This window comes from Aquabacter cavernae (genome assembly GCF_003993795.1).
GTDB classification, from domain to species: domain Bacteria; phylum Pseudomonadota; class Alphaproteobacteria; order Rhizobiales; family Xanthobacteraceae; genus Aquabacter; species Aquabacter cavernae.
The window spans coordinates 57547-73490 of sequence record NZ_RWKV01000011.1; the positions used below are offsets into that span (position 1 = coordinate 57547).

11 protein-coding genes are annotated in these 15944 nt (G+C 68.9%); 6 read left to right on the plus strand and 5 right to left on the minus strand.

From position 1 onward, the window contains the following. The first annotated feature begins 17 nt into the window (after window positions 1–17). From EJJ38_RS13165 to EJJ38_RS13180, 4 genes are all read left to right on the plus strand, one after another. Window positions 18–1667 (plus strand): GGDEF domain-containing protein, encoded by a 1650-nt coding sequence (locus EJJ38_RS13165; protein ID WP_164738503.1) that lies wholly within the window; start codon window positions 18–20, stop codon window positions 1665–1667. A 5-nt stretch (window positions 1668–1672) separates the two neighbouring features. Then, on the plus strand, window positions 1673–2122 hold the full coding sequence (locus EJJ38_RS13170) for an NUDIX hydrolase (protein ID WP_127090620.1): 450 nt from the start codon (window positions 1673–1675) through the stop codon (window positions 2120–2122). 121 nt (window positions 2123–2243) lie between these two features. Next, on the plus strand, window positions 2244–2990 hold the full coding sequence (locus EJJ38_RS13175) for an acetoacetate decarboxylase (protein ID WP_127090607.1): 747 nt from the start codon (window positions 2244–2246) through the stop codon (window positions 2988–2990). Window positions 2991–3082: 92 nt separating this feature from the next. Next, a complete protein-coding gene (locus EJJ38_RS13180) occupies window positions 3083–4234 on the plus strand; it encodes a patatin-like phospholipase family protein (protein ID WP_127090608.1) in 1152 nt (383 codons plus the stop codon). Between the two features lie 58 nt (window positions 4235–4292). Here the strand turns inward: EJJ38_RS13180 and EJJ38_RS13185 are convergent, their stop codons facing one another. Beyond that, the gene (locus tag EJJ38_RS13185) at window positions 4293–5042 is read right to left on the minus strand and encodes a sulfite exporter TauE/SafE family protein (RefSeq protein WP_127090609.1); all 750 of its coding nucleotides are present in this window, start codon (window positions 5040–5042) and stop codon (window positions 4293–4295) included. Window positions 5043–5122: 80 nt separating this feature from the next. Here EJJ38_RS13185 and EJJ38_RS13190 point away from each other — a divergent pair, with 80 nt between their 5' ends. Then, window positions 5123–6016, plus strand: a complete 894-nt coding sequence (locus tag EJJ38_RS13190) for a LysR substrate-binding domain-containing protein (protein WP_245454239.1) — start codon at window positions 5123–5125, stop codon at window positions 6014–6016. A 139-nt stretch (window positions 6017–6155) separates the two neighbouring features. On the opposite strand, the gene hisS is transcribed toward EJJ38_RS13190, so the two are convergent. Both hisS and EJJ38_RS13200 read right to left on the minus strand, forming a co-directional pair. Further along, entirely contained in the window at window positions 6156–7670 is a 1515-nt protein-coding gene (gene hisS / locus EJJ38_RS13195) for a histidine--tRNA ligase (RefSeq protein WP_127090610.1), read from the minus strand. Window positions 7671–7753: 83 nt separating this feature from the next. Next, window positions 7754–8521: an MOSC domain-containing protein gene (locus EJJ38_RS13200; RefSeq protein ID WP_127090611.1), complete on the minus strand. Its 768-nt coding sequence runs from the start codon at window positions 8519–8521 to the stop codon at window positions 7754–7756. Between the two features lie 942 nt (window positions 8522–9463). Between EJJ38_RS13200 and clpB the strand changes: the two genes are divergently transcribed. Then, entirely contained in the window at window positions 9464–12103 is a 2640-nt protein-coding gene (clpB, locus tag EJJ38_RS13205; RefSeq protein WP_127090612.1) for an ATP-dependent chaperone ClpB, read from the plus strand. 77 nt (window positions 12104–12180) lie between these two features. Here clpB and EJJ38_RS13210 read toward each other — a convergent pair whose 3' ends face one another. Beyond that, window positions 12181–13098, minus strand: coding sequence for a hypothetical protein (locus EJJ38_RS13210; protein ID WP_127090613.1), 918 nt, complete (start codon window positions 13096–13098; stop codon window positions 12181–12183). A gap of 68 nt (window positions 13099–13166) precedes the next feature. Beyond that, window positions 13167–15185: a M23 family metallopeptidase gene (locus tag EJJ38_RS13215; protein ID WP_245454240.1), complete on the minus strand. Its 2019-nt coding sequence runs from the start codon at window positions 15183–15185 to the stop codon at window positions 13167–13169. Between the last annotated feature and the right edge of the window lie 759 nt (window positions 15186–15944).

Below are 15944 nucleotides of genomic sequence, written 5' to 3' on the forward strand. Positions count from 1 at the left end.
GGATGCCTCCGACGGACATGATGCCAGATCGGCCCGCTGCCGATGAGATCCGCAAGCGGATCCACATCCGGCATCGCGTGATCTGGCTCATCCTGATCATGGCCGTGCTCATCGTCGCCGAACGGGCTCACTCGCTGTTCTCCGAGCGTCAGGCCGAGATCGACCGGGCGACCAGCCAGCTCAAGGCCATCGCGCAGATCGTGGCGTTGACGGAGAAGGAGGCCATTTCCAGCGCCACCGCCGTCACCCAGGCGCTTTCCATGCAGGCCCAGTCCCTCCTGTCCGACCCGGAGAGCTGCGGCGACCTGCTCAAGCGCATCGCCAGCGAGATGATCGGCGTGCAGGGCGGGATGATCACCGATGCCGCGGGCGTCGTGCGGTGCGCCAGCGTGCGTGCGCTTCTGGGGATCGATCTCTCCGACCGCCCCTATATGCGCGAGGCGCGCACCGCCCAGCGCGCGGTGCTGTCCGACTTCCTGGTCGCCCGCAGCACCGGGCGCCCCACCTTCGCGGTGACGGAGGCGCAGCGCGACGCGAGCGGCGAGCCCATCGCCTTCGCCGGCATCGCGCTCGACCTGCAATGGATCTCGCGCCTTGCGGCCCAGGTTGGGGCCCAGGCTGGCGCGGTGGTGACGGTGCTGGATTCCACGGGCATCGTGCTGGCCCGCCATCCCGCCACGTCCGGCACCGTCGGCGCCCCCTACCGCAATCCGGAGACGCTGGCCCACCTCCAGTCCCAGGACGAGGGGACGCTCGAGGGGCGCGGGCTGGACGGGTCGATGCGCATGTTCGCCTTCCTGCGCATTCCCGGCACCGGGCTGCGGGTGCTGGTGAGCCGCGACAAGGATGCGGTCGTGGGCGCCATCGACCGGCGGATCCTGGCCACCATGGCCTCGCTGCTGGTGGCCATCGCGCTGTTCATGGCCCTCGCGCTCGCGGCCGCGCACCGCCTCATCGTGGCCCCGCTCAACCGGCTGGCCGCGGACGTTCTGTCCGTGGGCCGGGGCGAGGCCACCGCCATCGGCGAGGTGGGGGTGGAGGAAATCCACCCCGTCCTCGAAGCCTATACGGAGATGAGCGCGCGCCTCCAGGAGCGGGCGGCGGAACTGCGCAACATCAACGGCCGCCTCGCCGCCATCGCCAGCACGGACGGGCTCACCGGGCTCGCCAACCGGCGCACCTTCGATGTGCAATTCTCCGAGGATTGGGTGCGCTGCGCCGATACCGGCCGGCCGCTCGCCCTCATCATGGCGGACGTGGACAATTTCAAGCTGTTCAACGACAGCATGGGCCACCCGGCGGGCGACGAGGTGCTGCGGGAGGTGGCCCGCATGGTTGCGGCGGCGGTGGCCGGGCCGGGCCGCCTGGTGGCGCGCTACGGGGGCGAGGAATTCATCGTCCTCCTGCCCGATACCGATGCGGCCTCCGCCATCGAATATGCCGAGACCGCCCGGCGGCTCGTGGTGGCGCTCGACATCCCCCATCCCAAGGTGCCCATGGGGCGGCTCACCGCCAGCTTCGGCGTGGCCGCCACGCTGCCGCGCTCCGGCGAGCCGCCGGATTCCGTGCTCGCGGCGGCCGATGCCGCCCTCTATGAGGCCAAGCGCCTCGGCCGCAACCGGGTGGTGGGCGGGCGCGTGGCCCAGCCGGTGGACGGGATCGCGTGACCGGCATGGCCCGCCCCGGCTGCGCCGCGCTGGCGGTGGTGGCGCGCGCGGCCCGCGTGCTGCTGGTGCGGCGGGCCAATCCGCCCGATGCGGGCCTCTGGGGCTTTCCCGGCGGGCGCATCGAATGGGGCGAGCCGGTGGCGGCGGCGGCGGTGCGGGAATTGCGCGAGGAGACCGGCATCGAGGCGCTGGCGGGGGAGCCGCTGCGGGTTATCGATGCCTTCGACCATGGGCCGGACGGCGGGCTGCGGCACCATTATGTGATGGTGGCGGTGCTCTGTGCCTGGGTGTCCGGCGAGGGGGAGGCGGGCGACGACGCGCTGGAGACCGGCTGGTTCAGCCTGCCCCAGATCGCGGCCCGGTCTCATCTCATGAGCGCATGCGTGGAGGAGGTGGCCCGCGCGGCGCTGGAGTTTCCCATGGCCGGCCGCCTCGCGTCGGGTGGGGCCGGGTGAAAAAAGGATCATTCAGGCAGGGACATGCCGTCGCAGGGCTGTCACCGCCAAAAGCTATGGGCTAACCTCGATCCATCTCGCAACCGCGAGATGACCTGCCGCCGGATCGAGGGGAGTTCCCATGAAGATCGAAGACGTGCGCCGCACGGCCTATTCCATGCCGCTGACCAACCCCGCCTATCCGCGCGGGCCGTACCGCTTCTTCGATCGTGAATTCCTCATCATCACCTACCGCACCGACATCGAGGCCCTGCGGGCCGTGGTGCCCGAGCCGCTGGAGGTGTTCGAGCCGCTGGTGAAGTACGAATTCATCCGCATGCCCGATTCCACCGGCTTCGGTGATTATACCGAGACCGGACAGGTCATCCCCGTGAAATATAACGGCGTGGAAGGCGGCTACGTCCATTCCATGTATCTGGACGACGAGGCGCCCATCGCCGGCGGCCGCGAACTCTGGGGCTTCCCGAAGAAGTACGCCCACCCCAAGATGGAGGTGGAGAAAGACGTGCTGGTGGGTCGCCTGCACTATGGCAAGACGCTCTGCGCCGAAGCCACCATGGGCTACAAGCATGTGGCGGCCGACCCCGCGGCGGTCATGAAGTCGCTGCTGGCGCCCAATTTCATGATCAAGATCATCCCCCATGTGGATGCCACGCCGCGCATCTGCGAGCTGGTGCGCTATTATCTGGAGGACGTGACGCTGAAGGAGGCCTGGGTGGGCCCCGGCGCGCTCGGCCTCTATCCCCACGTCATCTGCGACGTGGCTCGCCTGCCGGTCCTGGAGGTGGTCTCCGCGGTGCATATCCGCGCCGATCTCACGCTGGGCATGGGCGAGGTGATGTTCGATTATCTCACCGAGCAGAAGTGAGTGACGGCCGGGCCTTCCGGTCCGGCCCTGCGCAATCGCACGGCGCCCCGCGCGGCGCCGTGCCCCGCACAGATGGAATGGGGTGAGCGACCATGAGCACGCTTCTCAGCGAGGTTCCCAACGATATCCGCGACGTGGTCGCCGACTATGACCGCGTGGCCTTGGTATTCCAGGGCGGCGGGGCGCTCGGCGCCTATCAGGCGGGGGTCTACGAGGCCCTGTCGCTGGCCGGTGCGGAGCCCAACTGGGTGTCGGGCGTGTCCATCGGCGCCATCAACTCGGCCATCATCGCGGGCAACACCCCGGAGAACCGGGTGCCGCGCCTGCGCGAGTTCTGGAACACCATTTCCGGCCGCAAGATCTGGGCCTACACGCCGGAGGGCGACGCCTTCCGCAGCATGCGCAACCAGCTGTCGGCCCTCGCCACCATCAATCTGGGCCAGCCCGGCTTCTTCAAGCCGCGCTTCCCCAATCCCTGGCTGGTGCCGCGCGGCGCCGACGGGGCCACCAGCTTCTACGACACGGAGCCGCTGCGCGACACGCTGCTCCAACTGGTGGATTTCGACCTGATCAATAGCGGGCAGAAGCGCTTCTCGGTGGGCGCGGTGAACGTGCGGACGGGCAATTTCGTCTATTTCGACAACACCACCCACCGCATCGGCCCCGAGCACATCATGGCCAGCGGCGCGCTGCCCCCGGCCTTCCCGCCGGTGCGCATCGACGGCGAATATTATTGGGACGGCGGCGTCGTCTCCAACACGCCGCTGCAATGGCTGCTGGACCAGCCGGACCATCCGAGCGCGCTGGTGTTCCAGGTGGACCTGTTCTCCGCGCGCGGCGACCTGCCCCGGGACATGCTGGACGTGATCGAGCGCCAGAAGGATATCGGCTATTCCAGCCGTACCCGGTCCATCACCGACTTCTTCCGCCGCGTGCAGGAACTGCGCTCGCTCTATGCCGATGCGCTCCAGCGCATTCCCGAGCAGCTGCGCACGGAGGAGGACAAGACGCTCCTCGCCGCCTATGAGCGCTCCGGCCCGGTGAATATCTGCCACCTGATCTATCAGGAAAAGAGCTACGAGCGGGACTTCAAGGACTACGAATTCTCCGGCACCTCCATGCGCGACCATTGGCAGTCGGGCTATGAGGACACGCTGAAGACCTTGCGGCGCCGCGAATTCCTGAACAAGCCCGCGAAGAACACCGCCATCGTGGTGCACGACATCCACCGCGTGGAGGACTGACGCCGAGGGCCCGTGGCTTCGGTCACGGGCCCTTTGTGGCTTCTCCCGAGGGGAGGGGTCAAAGCGGCAGGGCGCGCACCAGCGTGTTGGCGCCCAGCAGCGCGAGCGCCGCGAAGAATCCGGCGCGGAAGGTGGCCTGCGACACCGCCAGCCGCAGCCGCTTGCCCAGCTCCATGCCGATGAAGGCCGGAACCAGCGCGCCCGCCGAGGCCAGCGCCACGCGCGCATCGCTCAGCGCCGTGAAGTCCATGGACAGGGTCACGGCGAGGGCGAAGGTGGAGAGCGTGAAGTCGAGGCCCAGCGCCTGCACCAGGTCTTCCCGGTCCAGATCCAACGACTGGAGATAAGGCGCCACGGGCATCACCGTCACGCCCGTCGTGCCCGTGAGGATGCCGGACGCCAGGCCCATGACCGGCGACAGCCACCGCTCCAGGCGCGCGGGGGTGTGGAATTGCAGCTTGGCGAGGCCGAACAGGCCATAGACCAGCAGCGTCGCGCCCAGCAGAGCGGGAGCGAAATGGGAGTCCAGCCCGCCCAAGGTCCACGCGCCAGCCAAAGTGCCCAGGATGGTGAACACGCCCAGCAGCCAGAAGCGGCGCAGCACGGCGCCGCGCCGGGGGCCGGTGGCGAACTGGATCACATTGGTGAGGATGGCCGGCACGATGAGCAGCGCCGCCGCATCCGCCGGGGCCATGAGCAGGCTCAGAAGGCCCATGCCGAGCGTGGGCAGGCCCATGCCGGTGGCGCCTTTCACGGCGCCCGCCAGCACGAAGATCACGATGATGGCGAGGATGAAGGTGAGTGTCATGGCCCGACACTGTCCTTCGTCCCTGCCTACTGCAATGCGGAAGTTCCGGGGTTATCCTTCGTCGCAGACGAAGGATGAAGATGATGCGGTTCGATCTGGTGGATCTGCGCCTGTTCCTCGCCATCCTTGAGGCGGGCAGCATCACGGCGGGGGCGGCGCGCGCCCATCTGGCGCTGGCTTCCGCCAGCGCGCGGGTGCAGGCGCTGGAGGCGCAGGTGGGCGTGCCGCTGCTGGTGCGCGCCCGCTCCGGCGCCCGGCCGACGCCGGCGGGGGAGGCGCTGGGCCATCATGCCCGGCTCCTGCTCCAGCAGGCCGAGCGCATGCAGGGGGAGCTGGCCCGCTTCGGCAAGGGGCTGAAGGGGCATTTGCGGCTGTGGAGCAATACGGCGGCGCTCAGCGCCCATCTGCCGGCGGACCTCGCCGCCTTCCTCGCGCGCCATCCCGATATCGACGCGGACCTTGAGGAGCGGCCGAGCGCGGCCATCGCCCGTGCCTTGCGCGAAGGGCTGATTCATATGGGCGTCCTCTCCCATGCGGCGGGGCTCGCCGGGCTGGACTGGCGCCCCTATGGGGAGGACCGTCTCGTGGCGCTGCTGCCCGCCGGGCATGGGCTTGCGGCGCGCGGGGCGCTCAGCTTCGCGGATCTGGCGGGGGAGCCGTTCGTCGGGCTCGCGCCGGGCATCGCGCTTCAGGAGATGGTGAGCGGGGAGGCGGCGCGCATGGGGCTGACGCTGAAGATGCGGGTGCGCGTCACCAGTTTTCCCGCGCTCGCCGAGATAGTGGCGGCCGGCGTGGGCGTGGCGGTGCTGCCCCACACCGAGCATCTGCGCCTGCCGCCGAGCCTCGCGCTGGAGGCGCGGCCGCTGGAGGATGGCTGGGCGCGGCGGCGTCTGGTGATCGCCACGCGGGAGGCGGCGGCCTTGCCGCCCTTCGCCCGCGCGGCGCTGGATGCCCTGTCGGACGCGGCCCGCTGAAGGCGCGCGGGATAAAGCCCGCGCGGCGCTTGAGCGAAGGGGCCCGGCTCCGGTCGAAGACCTGGGCCCATGGCCCCAAAGCCCGCGCGGCGCTTGAGCGAAGGGGCCCGGCTCCGGTCGAAGACCGGGGCCGTCCTGCTCAGTCGGCAAGGCCGAGGGTCGGGGCCGCGCGCCGCTCCAGGATCTCCCGGATCGTGTCCACCAGATCTTCTTCCTTCACGGCCAGCTGGGCGGGGCGGGCGGCGCGGTATTCCGCATTGTCGGCGATCCCCGCCGCGATGCGCGCGCCTTCCACCAGGTCCTTCACCTGGACCATGCCCTCGGCCTTTTCATTGGAGCCCTGGATCACCACGGCGGGGGCATTGCGCTTGTCGGCATATTTCATCTGGGCCTTCATGCCCGAGCCGCCCAGATACATCTCCGCGCGGATGCCGTTGGCGCGCAGCGCCGACACCATCTTCATATAGTCGGCGATGCGCGCGGGCTCCTTGTCCATGACCAGCACCACGACGGGGCCGATCTCCGCGTCCGCATCCAGCTTGCCGAGATGCGCGAGGGCGTGGAGCAGGCGCGACACGCCGATGGAGAAGCCCGTGGCCGGCACCGGCTCGCCCCGGAAGCGCGCCACGAGGCCGTCATAGCGCCCGCCGCCCGCCACCGAGCCGAAGCGCACGGGACGGCCCTTCTCGTCCTTCACCTGGAAGGTCAATTCGGCCTCATAGACGGGGCCGGTATAATATTCGAGGCCGCGCACCACGGAGGGGTCGATGACGATGCGCCCGTCCTCATAGCCGGCGGCGGCAACGAGCAGCGCGATCTCGCGCAGCTCGGCGATGCCGGCAAGGCCGGTCTCGCTCGATCCCACCACGTCCACCAGCTTGGCGAGCCCCTGCGTGCCGGTGCCGGCATTGACGAAGGCCAGCACCCGGTCGATGGCGGCCTCGTCCAGCCCCGCACCCTTGGTGAAGTCGCCGCTCTTGGCTTCCGGATTCTCCCAGCGACCGGGGCCGAGCAGGTCGCGCACGCCGGCGGCGCCGATCTTGTCCAGCTTGTCGATGGCGCGCAGCACGGTGAGGCGGCGCCCGGCATTGTCGGCGCCGCCCAGGCCGATGGCCTCCAGAACGCCGTCGAGCACCTTGCGGTTGTTCACCTTGATCACATAATCGCCGCGCGCGATGCCCACCGCCTCCAGCGTGTCGGCGGCCATCATGCAGATCTCCGCATCGGCCGAGACCGAGGGCGCGCCCACCGTGTCGGCGTCGAACTGCATGAACTGGCGGAAGCGGCCGGGGCCGGGCTTCTCGTTGCGGAACACATAGCCCGAGCGATAGGAGCGGTAGGGCTTGGGCAGAGCGTCGAAATGCTCCGCCACATAGCGGGCCAGCGGCGCGGTCAGGTCATAGCGCAGCGAGAGCCACTGCTCGTCATCGTCCTGGAAGGAGAAGACGCCCTCGTTCGGCCGGTCCTGGTCGGGCAGGAACTTGCCCAGCGCGTCGGTATATTCGAAGGCCGGGGTCTCCAGCGCCTCGAAGCCGTACAATTCATAGACGCCGCGGATCTTCTCCAGCATGGCGCGGGTGGCCGAAAGCTCGCCGCCGTGCCGGTCCGCGAGACCGCGCGGGAGACGTGCCTTGGGTTTCATATCGCTGGCCATGGGGAAAACCTGTTGTCGTGCCGGGTTCGGCGCCTCTTAGAGGAGGCGGGACCGGGCGGCAAGTTTCGCGGCCCCGCCTGGGCTCAGGCGGCGAGCCGCACCGTGTCGCCCGGCGCGATGCGCCCGCTCTGGATCACCTTGGCATAGACGCCGCAATCGGTGTGGCCATAGGCCTTGTGCAGGCCCTTCACCACATTGAGGTCGCGCGCGGCGGTGTCGGGGTTCACGCTGGTGGCGGCGCAGCGCTCGGTGCGCTTGAGCACCTTCAGCCGCACCGGGCCGATCTCCAGCTCCCGGCCCGCCAGCTCCAGTTCCGCGCCCGCGTCGAGCCCGTCCAGATGCAGGTTCATGCGGAAACGCAGCGGGTCCACCGCCGCGCCCATGCGCGCCTCCAGGTCCCGCACGCTGGCGAGGTTGAGCAGCGACACGAAGCCGGAGCGCAGGCTGTCGGTGAAGCGGTGGCCCTCGGGGGCCTCCAGCACCTTCAGCGGCCCGCGCAATTCCTTGTCCATGTAAGAGGTGAGATAGGCCTCGATGGCCGCGCGCCCCTCCGGCGTGGCGAGGGCGCCCTGCGCCACCTGCGCGCCATCGCGCACGAGGGTGAAGAGGGTGGTCTGCGGATCGAAGTTGGTCTTCAGCGCGGCGATGCGGGCATTGCGCATGAGGACCAGGAACTCGGTCTTCTCGATATAAGCGGGCGCCGCCGGATCGAAGCCGCTCGGCCCGTTCTCCACCGCATAGAGCCGGTCGCCGGGAAAGAAGCGGCCCGCTTCCAGCTCCACGGTGTCCATGGGCTCGGGGGAGAAGCCCTTCACCGGATAGCGATGGATGGCGACGAGATGGGCGGACATGGGCGGATCCTCAGGTTCCGTCGAGACCCTCGTGTTAGCGGGGCGCGGGACAGGGAGCAATCGCGCCGGTTGCGGGGCAGGTATGTGGGGCGGTGGTGGTTGGGTTTCGCGTGCGGTTTCCTCGTCCCGGTTGCCCTCTCCCCCTCCCAACCCTCCCCCGCAAGCGGGAGAGGGCTTTCCCTCCCGCGCAACGCAAAGCTCCCTCTCCCGCTTGCGGGGGAGGGGTGGGGAGGGGGAAAGCGAGCGTTGAGCAAGTGATCACCGCTTCCGGCAAGCCCAGCCATGACCGCCGCAAAACCGATAATAGGAAAAAAGACACAAGGACTATTGTCCTACGCACCCATCTCCCCTATCATCACCCCACCTTGCACCAAGGAGGGGCGCGTCCGGAGCGGCCTGACGGGTGGTGCGGGGCGCGGGTGTCCGACGCGGTGGGGATTAACGCCCCCCGCCGCGCGAGAAAGGAGGCCGAAGGGGTTGCGCACCGATCCGGGGCTGGTTCGCCCGGACGTGATGGGAGATCCACAAAAGCCCACGCGGCGCGGCCGACACGCCATAAATCCCCGCGCGGGAGCGGACGGAACGGCGGTTCCGACGTCACCCATCTTCCCAAAGGCATGCCTTGCCGGCGTGCCGACCGCTCCCGCATCCCTCCACCCCCGCCCACACGGCGGGGATGAAGGCGCTGGAAGGACCGCAGGCAGGCTCGCGCAATGGGGCGAGCGCGCGCGATCTGGCGCCGATCAGGGCGCCCGCCGCCCGTGCCGCAAAAATCGCCATGCTCCCCTCATTCCCCCCTTCCGCTTGTGCTTGGGGCTACCCACATCAGCCCCAGCGGTCGGGCCAGTTGCCTGGCCGTGGCGGCGGCCGGGATATCGGCGCCGCATCCGACAGCTCTCCGCGTGCTCGATCGAGGCGTGGGAGCGCCGAGGAGGAGAGACAATGAATTTCGAGATCTATACCGAACGCGCCCGCGGCTTCGTCCAGTCCGCCCAGTCCCTTGCCGTGCGCGAGGGCAACCAGCAATTCGTGCCCGAGCACCTGCTGAAGGTGCTGATGGACGACCCCGAGGGCCTGTGCTCGGGCCTGATCCAGCGCGCCGGCGGCAATCCCGTCCAGGTCCGCGCGGATGTGGAGGCGGCGCTCGCCAAGCTTCCCAAGGTCCAGGGCGGTTCCGGACAGGTGTATCTGAGCCAGCCCCTGGCGCGGGTGTTCGACGCGGCCGAGCAGGCCGCCAAGAAGGCCGGTGACGGCTATGTCACCGTCGAGCGCATGCTGCTGGCCCTCACCATCGAGAAGGACAATGAGGCGGGCAAGATTCTGGCGCGCGCGGGCCTGACCCCGCAGGGCCTGAACACCGCCATCGAGGCGCTTCGCAAGGGCCGCACCGCCGACACGGCGACGGCCGAGAACGCCTATGACGCGCTCAAGAAATATGCCCGCGACCTGACCCAGGCGGCGCGGGACGGCAAGCTCGACCCGGTCATCGGCCGCGACGAGGAGATCCGCCGCACCATCCAGGTGCTGGCGCGCCGCACCAAGAACAATCCCGTGCTCATCGGCGAGCCCGGCGTCGGCAAGACCGCCATCGTGGAGGGCCTCGCCCGCCGCATCGTGGACGGCGACGTGCCGGAGAGCCTGAAGGGCAAGAGCCTGCTGGCGCTCGACATGGGCTCGCTCATCGCCGGCGCGAAATATCGCGGCGAGTTCGAGGAGCGGCTGAAGTCCATCCTGTCGGAGGTCGAGGCGGCCGAGGGCGGCATCATCCTGTTCATCGACGAGATGCACACGCTCGTCGGCGCGGGCAAGACCGACGGCGCCATGGACGCCTCCAACCTGCTGAAGCCCGCGCTGGCGCGCGGCGAGCTGCACTGCGTCGGCGCCACCACGCTGGACGAGTATCGCAAGCATGTGGAGAAGGACGCGGCGCTGGCCCGGCGTTTCCAGCCGGTCTTCGTCTCCGAGCCCACGGTGGAGGATACCATCTCCATCCTGCGCGGCCTGAAGGAGAAGTATGAGCTGCATCACGGCGTGCGCATCACCGATAGCGCGCTGGTGTCCGCGGCCACCCTCTCCAACCGCTACATCACCGACCGCTTCCTGCCGGACAAGGCCATCGACCTCATGGACGAGGCCGCCTCGCGGCTGCGCATGCAGGTGGACAGCAAGCCCGAGGAGCTGGACGGGCTCGATCGCGACATCATGCGTCGCAAGATCGAGCAGGAGGCCCTGAAGAAGGAGACCGATGTCGCCTCCAAGGACCGGCTCGCCCGCCTCGACAAGGAGCTGGCGGAGCTGGAGGAGCGCGCCGCCGTGCTCACCACCAAGTGGAAGGCGGAGAAGGAGAAGCTCGGCGAGGCGACCACGCTGAAGGCCAAGCTCGACCAGGCGCGGGCCGATCTCGCGAGTGCCCAGCGGCAGGGCGAATACCAGAAGGCGGGCGAGCTGACCTATTCGGTCATCCCCGATCTGGAGAAGCGCCTGGCTGACGTGGAGGCCACAGGGGCCAAGTCCGGCATGGTGGAGGAGGCGGTAACGCCCGACCATATTGCCGGCGTGGTTTCCCGCTGGACCGGCGTGCCCGTGGACAAGATGCTGGAAGGCGAGCGCGAGAAGCTGCTCAAGATGGAGCTGGAACTGGCCAAGCGCGTGGTGGGCCAGAGCGAGGCGGTCGCGGCCGTCTCCACCGCCGTGCGCCGGGCCCGGGCGGGCCTGCAGGATCCGAACCGGCCCATCGGCTCGTTCCTGTTCCTCGGTCCCACGGGCGTGGGCAAGACCGAGCTGACCAAGGCGCTGGCGAGCTTCCTGTTCGACGACGACACGGCGCTGGTGCGCATCGACATGTCGGAATTCATGGAGAAGCACTCCGTGAGCCGCCTGATCGGCGCGCCTCCCGGCTATGTGGGCTATGACGAGGGCGGCGCGCTCACCGAGGCCGTGCGGCGCCGGCCGTATCAGGTGGTGCTGTTCGACGAGGTGGAGAAGGCCCATCCGGACGTGTTCAACGTGCTGCTCCAGGTGCTCGATGACGGGCGCCTGACGGACGGCCAGGGACGCACGGTGGACTTCCGCAACACCCTCATCGTCATGACCTCCAATCTCGGCGCGGAATATCTCGCGGACCCCCGCCAGCCGGTGGGCTTCGGCATTCCCGGCCATGAGGGCGAGCATGTGGTCTCCGACGAGGAGGCGTATGATCTGGTGATGGGGGCGGTGCGGCGTCACTTCCGGCCCGAATTCGTCAACCGGATCGACGAGATCGTCATGTTCCACCGGCTGAAGCGCGACCAGATGGGGTCCATCGTGGACATCCAGATGGGCCGCCTCGCCAAGCTCCTGGAGGATCGCAAGATCGTTCTGGACCTTGCCCCCGAGGCGCGCGAGTTCATCGCCGACAAGGGCTATGACCCGGCCTATGGCGCGCGTCCGCTGAAGCGCACCATCCAGAAGCTGCTGCAGGATCCTCTGGCGGAGAAGATCCTCGGCGGCGAGATCCTGGACGGCTCGCTGGTGCATGTGTGCCTGGAGAACGGGCGCCTCGTCTTCTCCTCCGGCGCGGCGCCGGTGGAAGAGGCCGCCTGATCGGCTCGTCCGGTCGCTGAAACAAGAAGGGGCTCCCCGCGCGGGGAGCCCCTTTTCTTATGGCTGGGGGAGAAGGGTCAGTTGCCGCGCATCTTCGCGGCCAGCGCCTGGGCCCGCGCCGTGAGGGGGGCATAGAAAGGCTGCTTGGCGGCCTCCGTCGCATAGCAGTCGCGGAACGCCTTGGTCCCGTCCGCGCTCACCTGCATGGCCTCCTCGAAGCGCGGATCGTCGACGCCCTTGCCCTTGCGAGCGGCCGCCTGGAGCTGATTGGCCTTGGCGGCGAACCGCTTCCAGACCTGGGTGCAGGCGGCGATGGCCTTTTTCGCCTCCGGCGCCGCCTCCGCGCCAATGGTCAGCCGCCCACCCGCGAGCCGGGCCACCACCAGGTCGGCGGGCGGGGCGTCGGTGCCGTCATCCTGGCTGAACAGGCCGACGGCGGCATAGGTCGTCTCGCCCGCGGGGGCGGGAAGGGGAAGGGTGAAATAGGCGCGGAAGGCCGCGTCCTGGCCCACCGTGAAGGTATAGAGATCGTCGCTGGACAAGGCCGCGGGCAGGCCCTTGTCGAAGCCCGGCACGCCCAGCTTCGCCTCCCGCGCCAGCCAGTCCGCGAAGACCGGCTGGGTGGACACGAAGATGCGGGCATCGCCCTTGGCATCGCTGAAGAGGAGCCCGTCCGGGTTGCCGGACCCGAGATCCCCCTGGAACAGCGCGCCGGGCGAGAAGGTGGGTGTCTGCTCCAGGCCCTTGAAAGAGAGGGGCCCCAGCAGGGCGGACATCTTCCGCAGCAGGTCCGCGCGGGCCGCCTCGTCCGCCGCGAACAGCGCATCCTGCTTGGCCGGATCGCCGTCCAGCTTGGCGATCTCAGCCACATGGCGGTCGCGGGCGGCGATGTAGGCATCGTCCCCCGGACCGGCGGCGGCGGGCACGGCCAGCAGCGGCACCAACAGGAGCGCCCCGGCGCATTGCTGGAAGATGGAGCGGGCGGGCAGGGGCATGAAGCGCATCCTCGTGAGGGGCCGGGCGCGGGGACCCTATCCCCGGTCGCACGGCCCCGCCAGCCGGATCACTTCTGCCGGGTATTGCCCGTATTGCCGCTGGGGGCGGCGGTGGCCACCTTGGGCGCGACGGCGCCGTGGTTCAGCAGGCCCTCGATGCGCTCGCGCTCCTTGCGGAACTCCGCCAGGAACTTGCCGTCCAGTGCACGGCCGCGCGGCAGCTTGATGCGCATGGGGTCCACGAACGAGCCGTTGATCTTCACCTCGTAATGGAGATGCGGGCCGGTGGAGAGGCCGGACGAGCCGAGATAGCCGATCACCTGCCCCTGGCGCACCTGCTGGCCCACCCGCATGCCCTTGGCGAAGCCGGACTGGTGGGAATAGGTGGTCACATAGCCGTTGGCGTGCTGGATCTCGGTGTGGCGGCCATAGCCGGACTTCCAGTCCGCATAGATCACCGTGCCGTTGCCGGCGGCGAAGATGGGCGTGCCCACCGAATCCGACCAGTCCACGCCGGTATGCAGCTTGGAATAGCCGAGGATGGGATGGCGCCGGTAGCCGAAGGGCGAGCGCATGATGCCGCCCGCCATGGGCTTGCGGACCAGGAACTTCTTCGCGCTCTTCCCGTCCTCGTCATAATAATCGATGAGGCTGTCGTCGTTGGTCTGGAAGCGGAAATAGCGGCGGTTCTCGCCATTCACCGAAAGGGCGGCATAGAGGACTTCGGGGTCGCCGTTATCCTCGGTGTAGAGCACCTCAAAATTGTCGCCCGCCCGCACCCGGCGCTGGAAGTCCACGTCGAAGGAATAGATGCGCACGAGGTCGGCGATGACGCTGCGCGGGATTTCGTTGCGCAGCGCCGTCTCATAGATGCTCTCATAGAGCCGGATGCCGGGGCCGTCCTCGTCGTCATTGTCCTCCGAGACGCCGGCCACCTCGGTCTCGTTGGGCTCGGCCACCGACACGAAGCGATTGGTGGAATCCGACATGGCGATGGTGCCTTCATGGCCGGCATCGCTGAACAGCGACACGCGCAGCACATGGGAGACATCGCCCGTGGGCTGGAGCAGGAAGCGCAGGCGCCACCCATCCTTCACCGCGCCGTCGCGGAACCGGCCGAACGCCGCCGCCGCGGCCTTGGCCTCGGCCTCGGGCACGCCATTGTCCTTGAGGATGGAGACGATGGTGTCGCCCTTTTTCACCACCACCGTCTGGTCGGTGAAGTCGTTGCCCCCGGAGGTGGCGGGCGAGGTCTTGCTGAGGAAAGAGAGATTGTCCGGCAGTTCCGGCGCCTTGGGCGCCTGGAGCGCGGCGGCGCCGGGGGGCGCATAGGGCGCGCCTTCGGCGGCATAAGCGAGATAGGGCGAGGGTGCGCCCTTCAAACCAACGCCGGTGGTGATGGCGGAGGGCAGCGGCACGGGCGCGGGCTGGGTGCGCGCCAGCTCCGCCACTTCGCGCACCTTCACCAGCACGCTCTCCATGGGAACGGGCGCGCCGAACTTGGTGGCGGGGGGCAGGGCCGCGAGATCGCGCGTCACCACCGTCACCTCGCCGGTGGGCTCGGCCTGCGGGGAGGCCTCCTCCTTGTCCATGGACTGGGCGACGATCTGGGCGGGGTTGAAGCGCGGGACATTGGTGGAGACGGACGTCGTCGACATGGCGAGGTTCGCCCCGACGCGCGTATAGGGCCGCACCTTGATGATCTCGCGGTCTCCCACCTTGGTGGTGGTGGAGATGCGGAAGGTCTGGCGGGCGGTGGATGTCTCCGAGAGAAGGGACATGCGGTCGCCCTTGCGGGCGGTGTTGGCGGCGCGCTCACCCTGGGCCAGGGCACCGCGCAGCGCGTTGCGCACGGTCTCGGGCATGGAGGCGAAGCGATGGTCGCCGTCGAGCGCGGCATAGACCGCCCCGCCCATGAGGAAGGATCCCCACAGGCCGGTCAGGAGCGTAGCCGCGAGCCAGCGCACGGAGATCCGTCGCCGGTCAATCTTCTCCTCGCCGCCGCCGACGCCAAGCGGCGGCTCCTCGCCGAGGCCGGCCGCGCTCGTCGCGTCACGCCAGGCCCCCGCCGATCGTCTGTGCTGCAAAACGCCCGATCCTCTCACCCGCGTCCGGAGACGGCCCAAAGGACCGCACCGGGCCGTGCCCCGAACCTTCCGCGGTGATTGGCTCCGCGGACGCACCCGCCTCCCGACGCAAAGCGTCAGGATCCGGCGGCCGGATGTGAAGGTGCGGACAAGGCGAAAGGATGGCAAGCGCAACAGAACGCAGAGGAAAGGGCGAAAGCCGCGCGGCCTGCCCGGGAGGGGGCGTGGACCGGAGCCGTTCGACGCCGTGGGGCCGGACGGGATGGAAGATGGAGAAATCGCGCGCGCATACATACGCGAGAGGCGGGCCGGGGATGCAGGGGTTGGATCCCGGTTCCCGGCCGCCCGCTGATTTCAGAGCCTTAGACGAGGGAGGGGCAGGGCTGGATCCACCCTGATTCAGGCCCGACTCCCCCTGTTCGGGGCATTCGGCGAAAAAATGCGGGGCCTCTCCGGGGCTCAACGGGGTGATTTGCGCGCCGGGGCTCCTCGGCGATGCGGAAAGGGCGAAAAAAGCGGATCGGCGGGAAAGCTTGGTACCAAAGGATTTGGAGAAATTTCGCCGGCCACTTATCCACAGATTGCAGATCCGGCTCACTTTTCTGGCCGCAAGGGTGTTGACGCCTGCGCCGGCTGCCCCCTATAAAGCGCCCATCAACGACGCGCTGACGCCGCCGACGAAACGGCCGGCGGAAAGCGCGTCTCCGACGCTCCTCACGACTTTGCTGTTGTGAATTCGCCGGCTTAGGCGCCGGATGA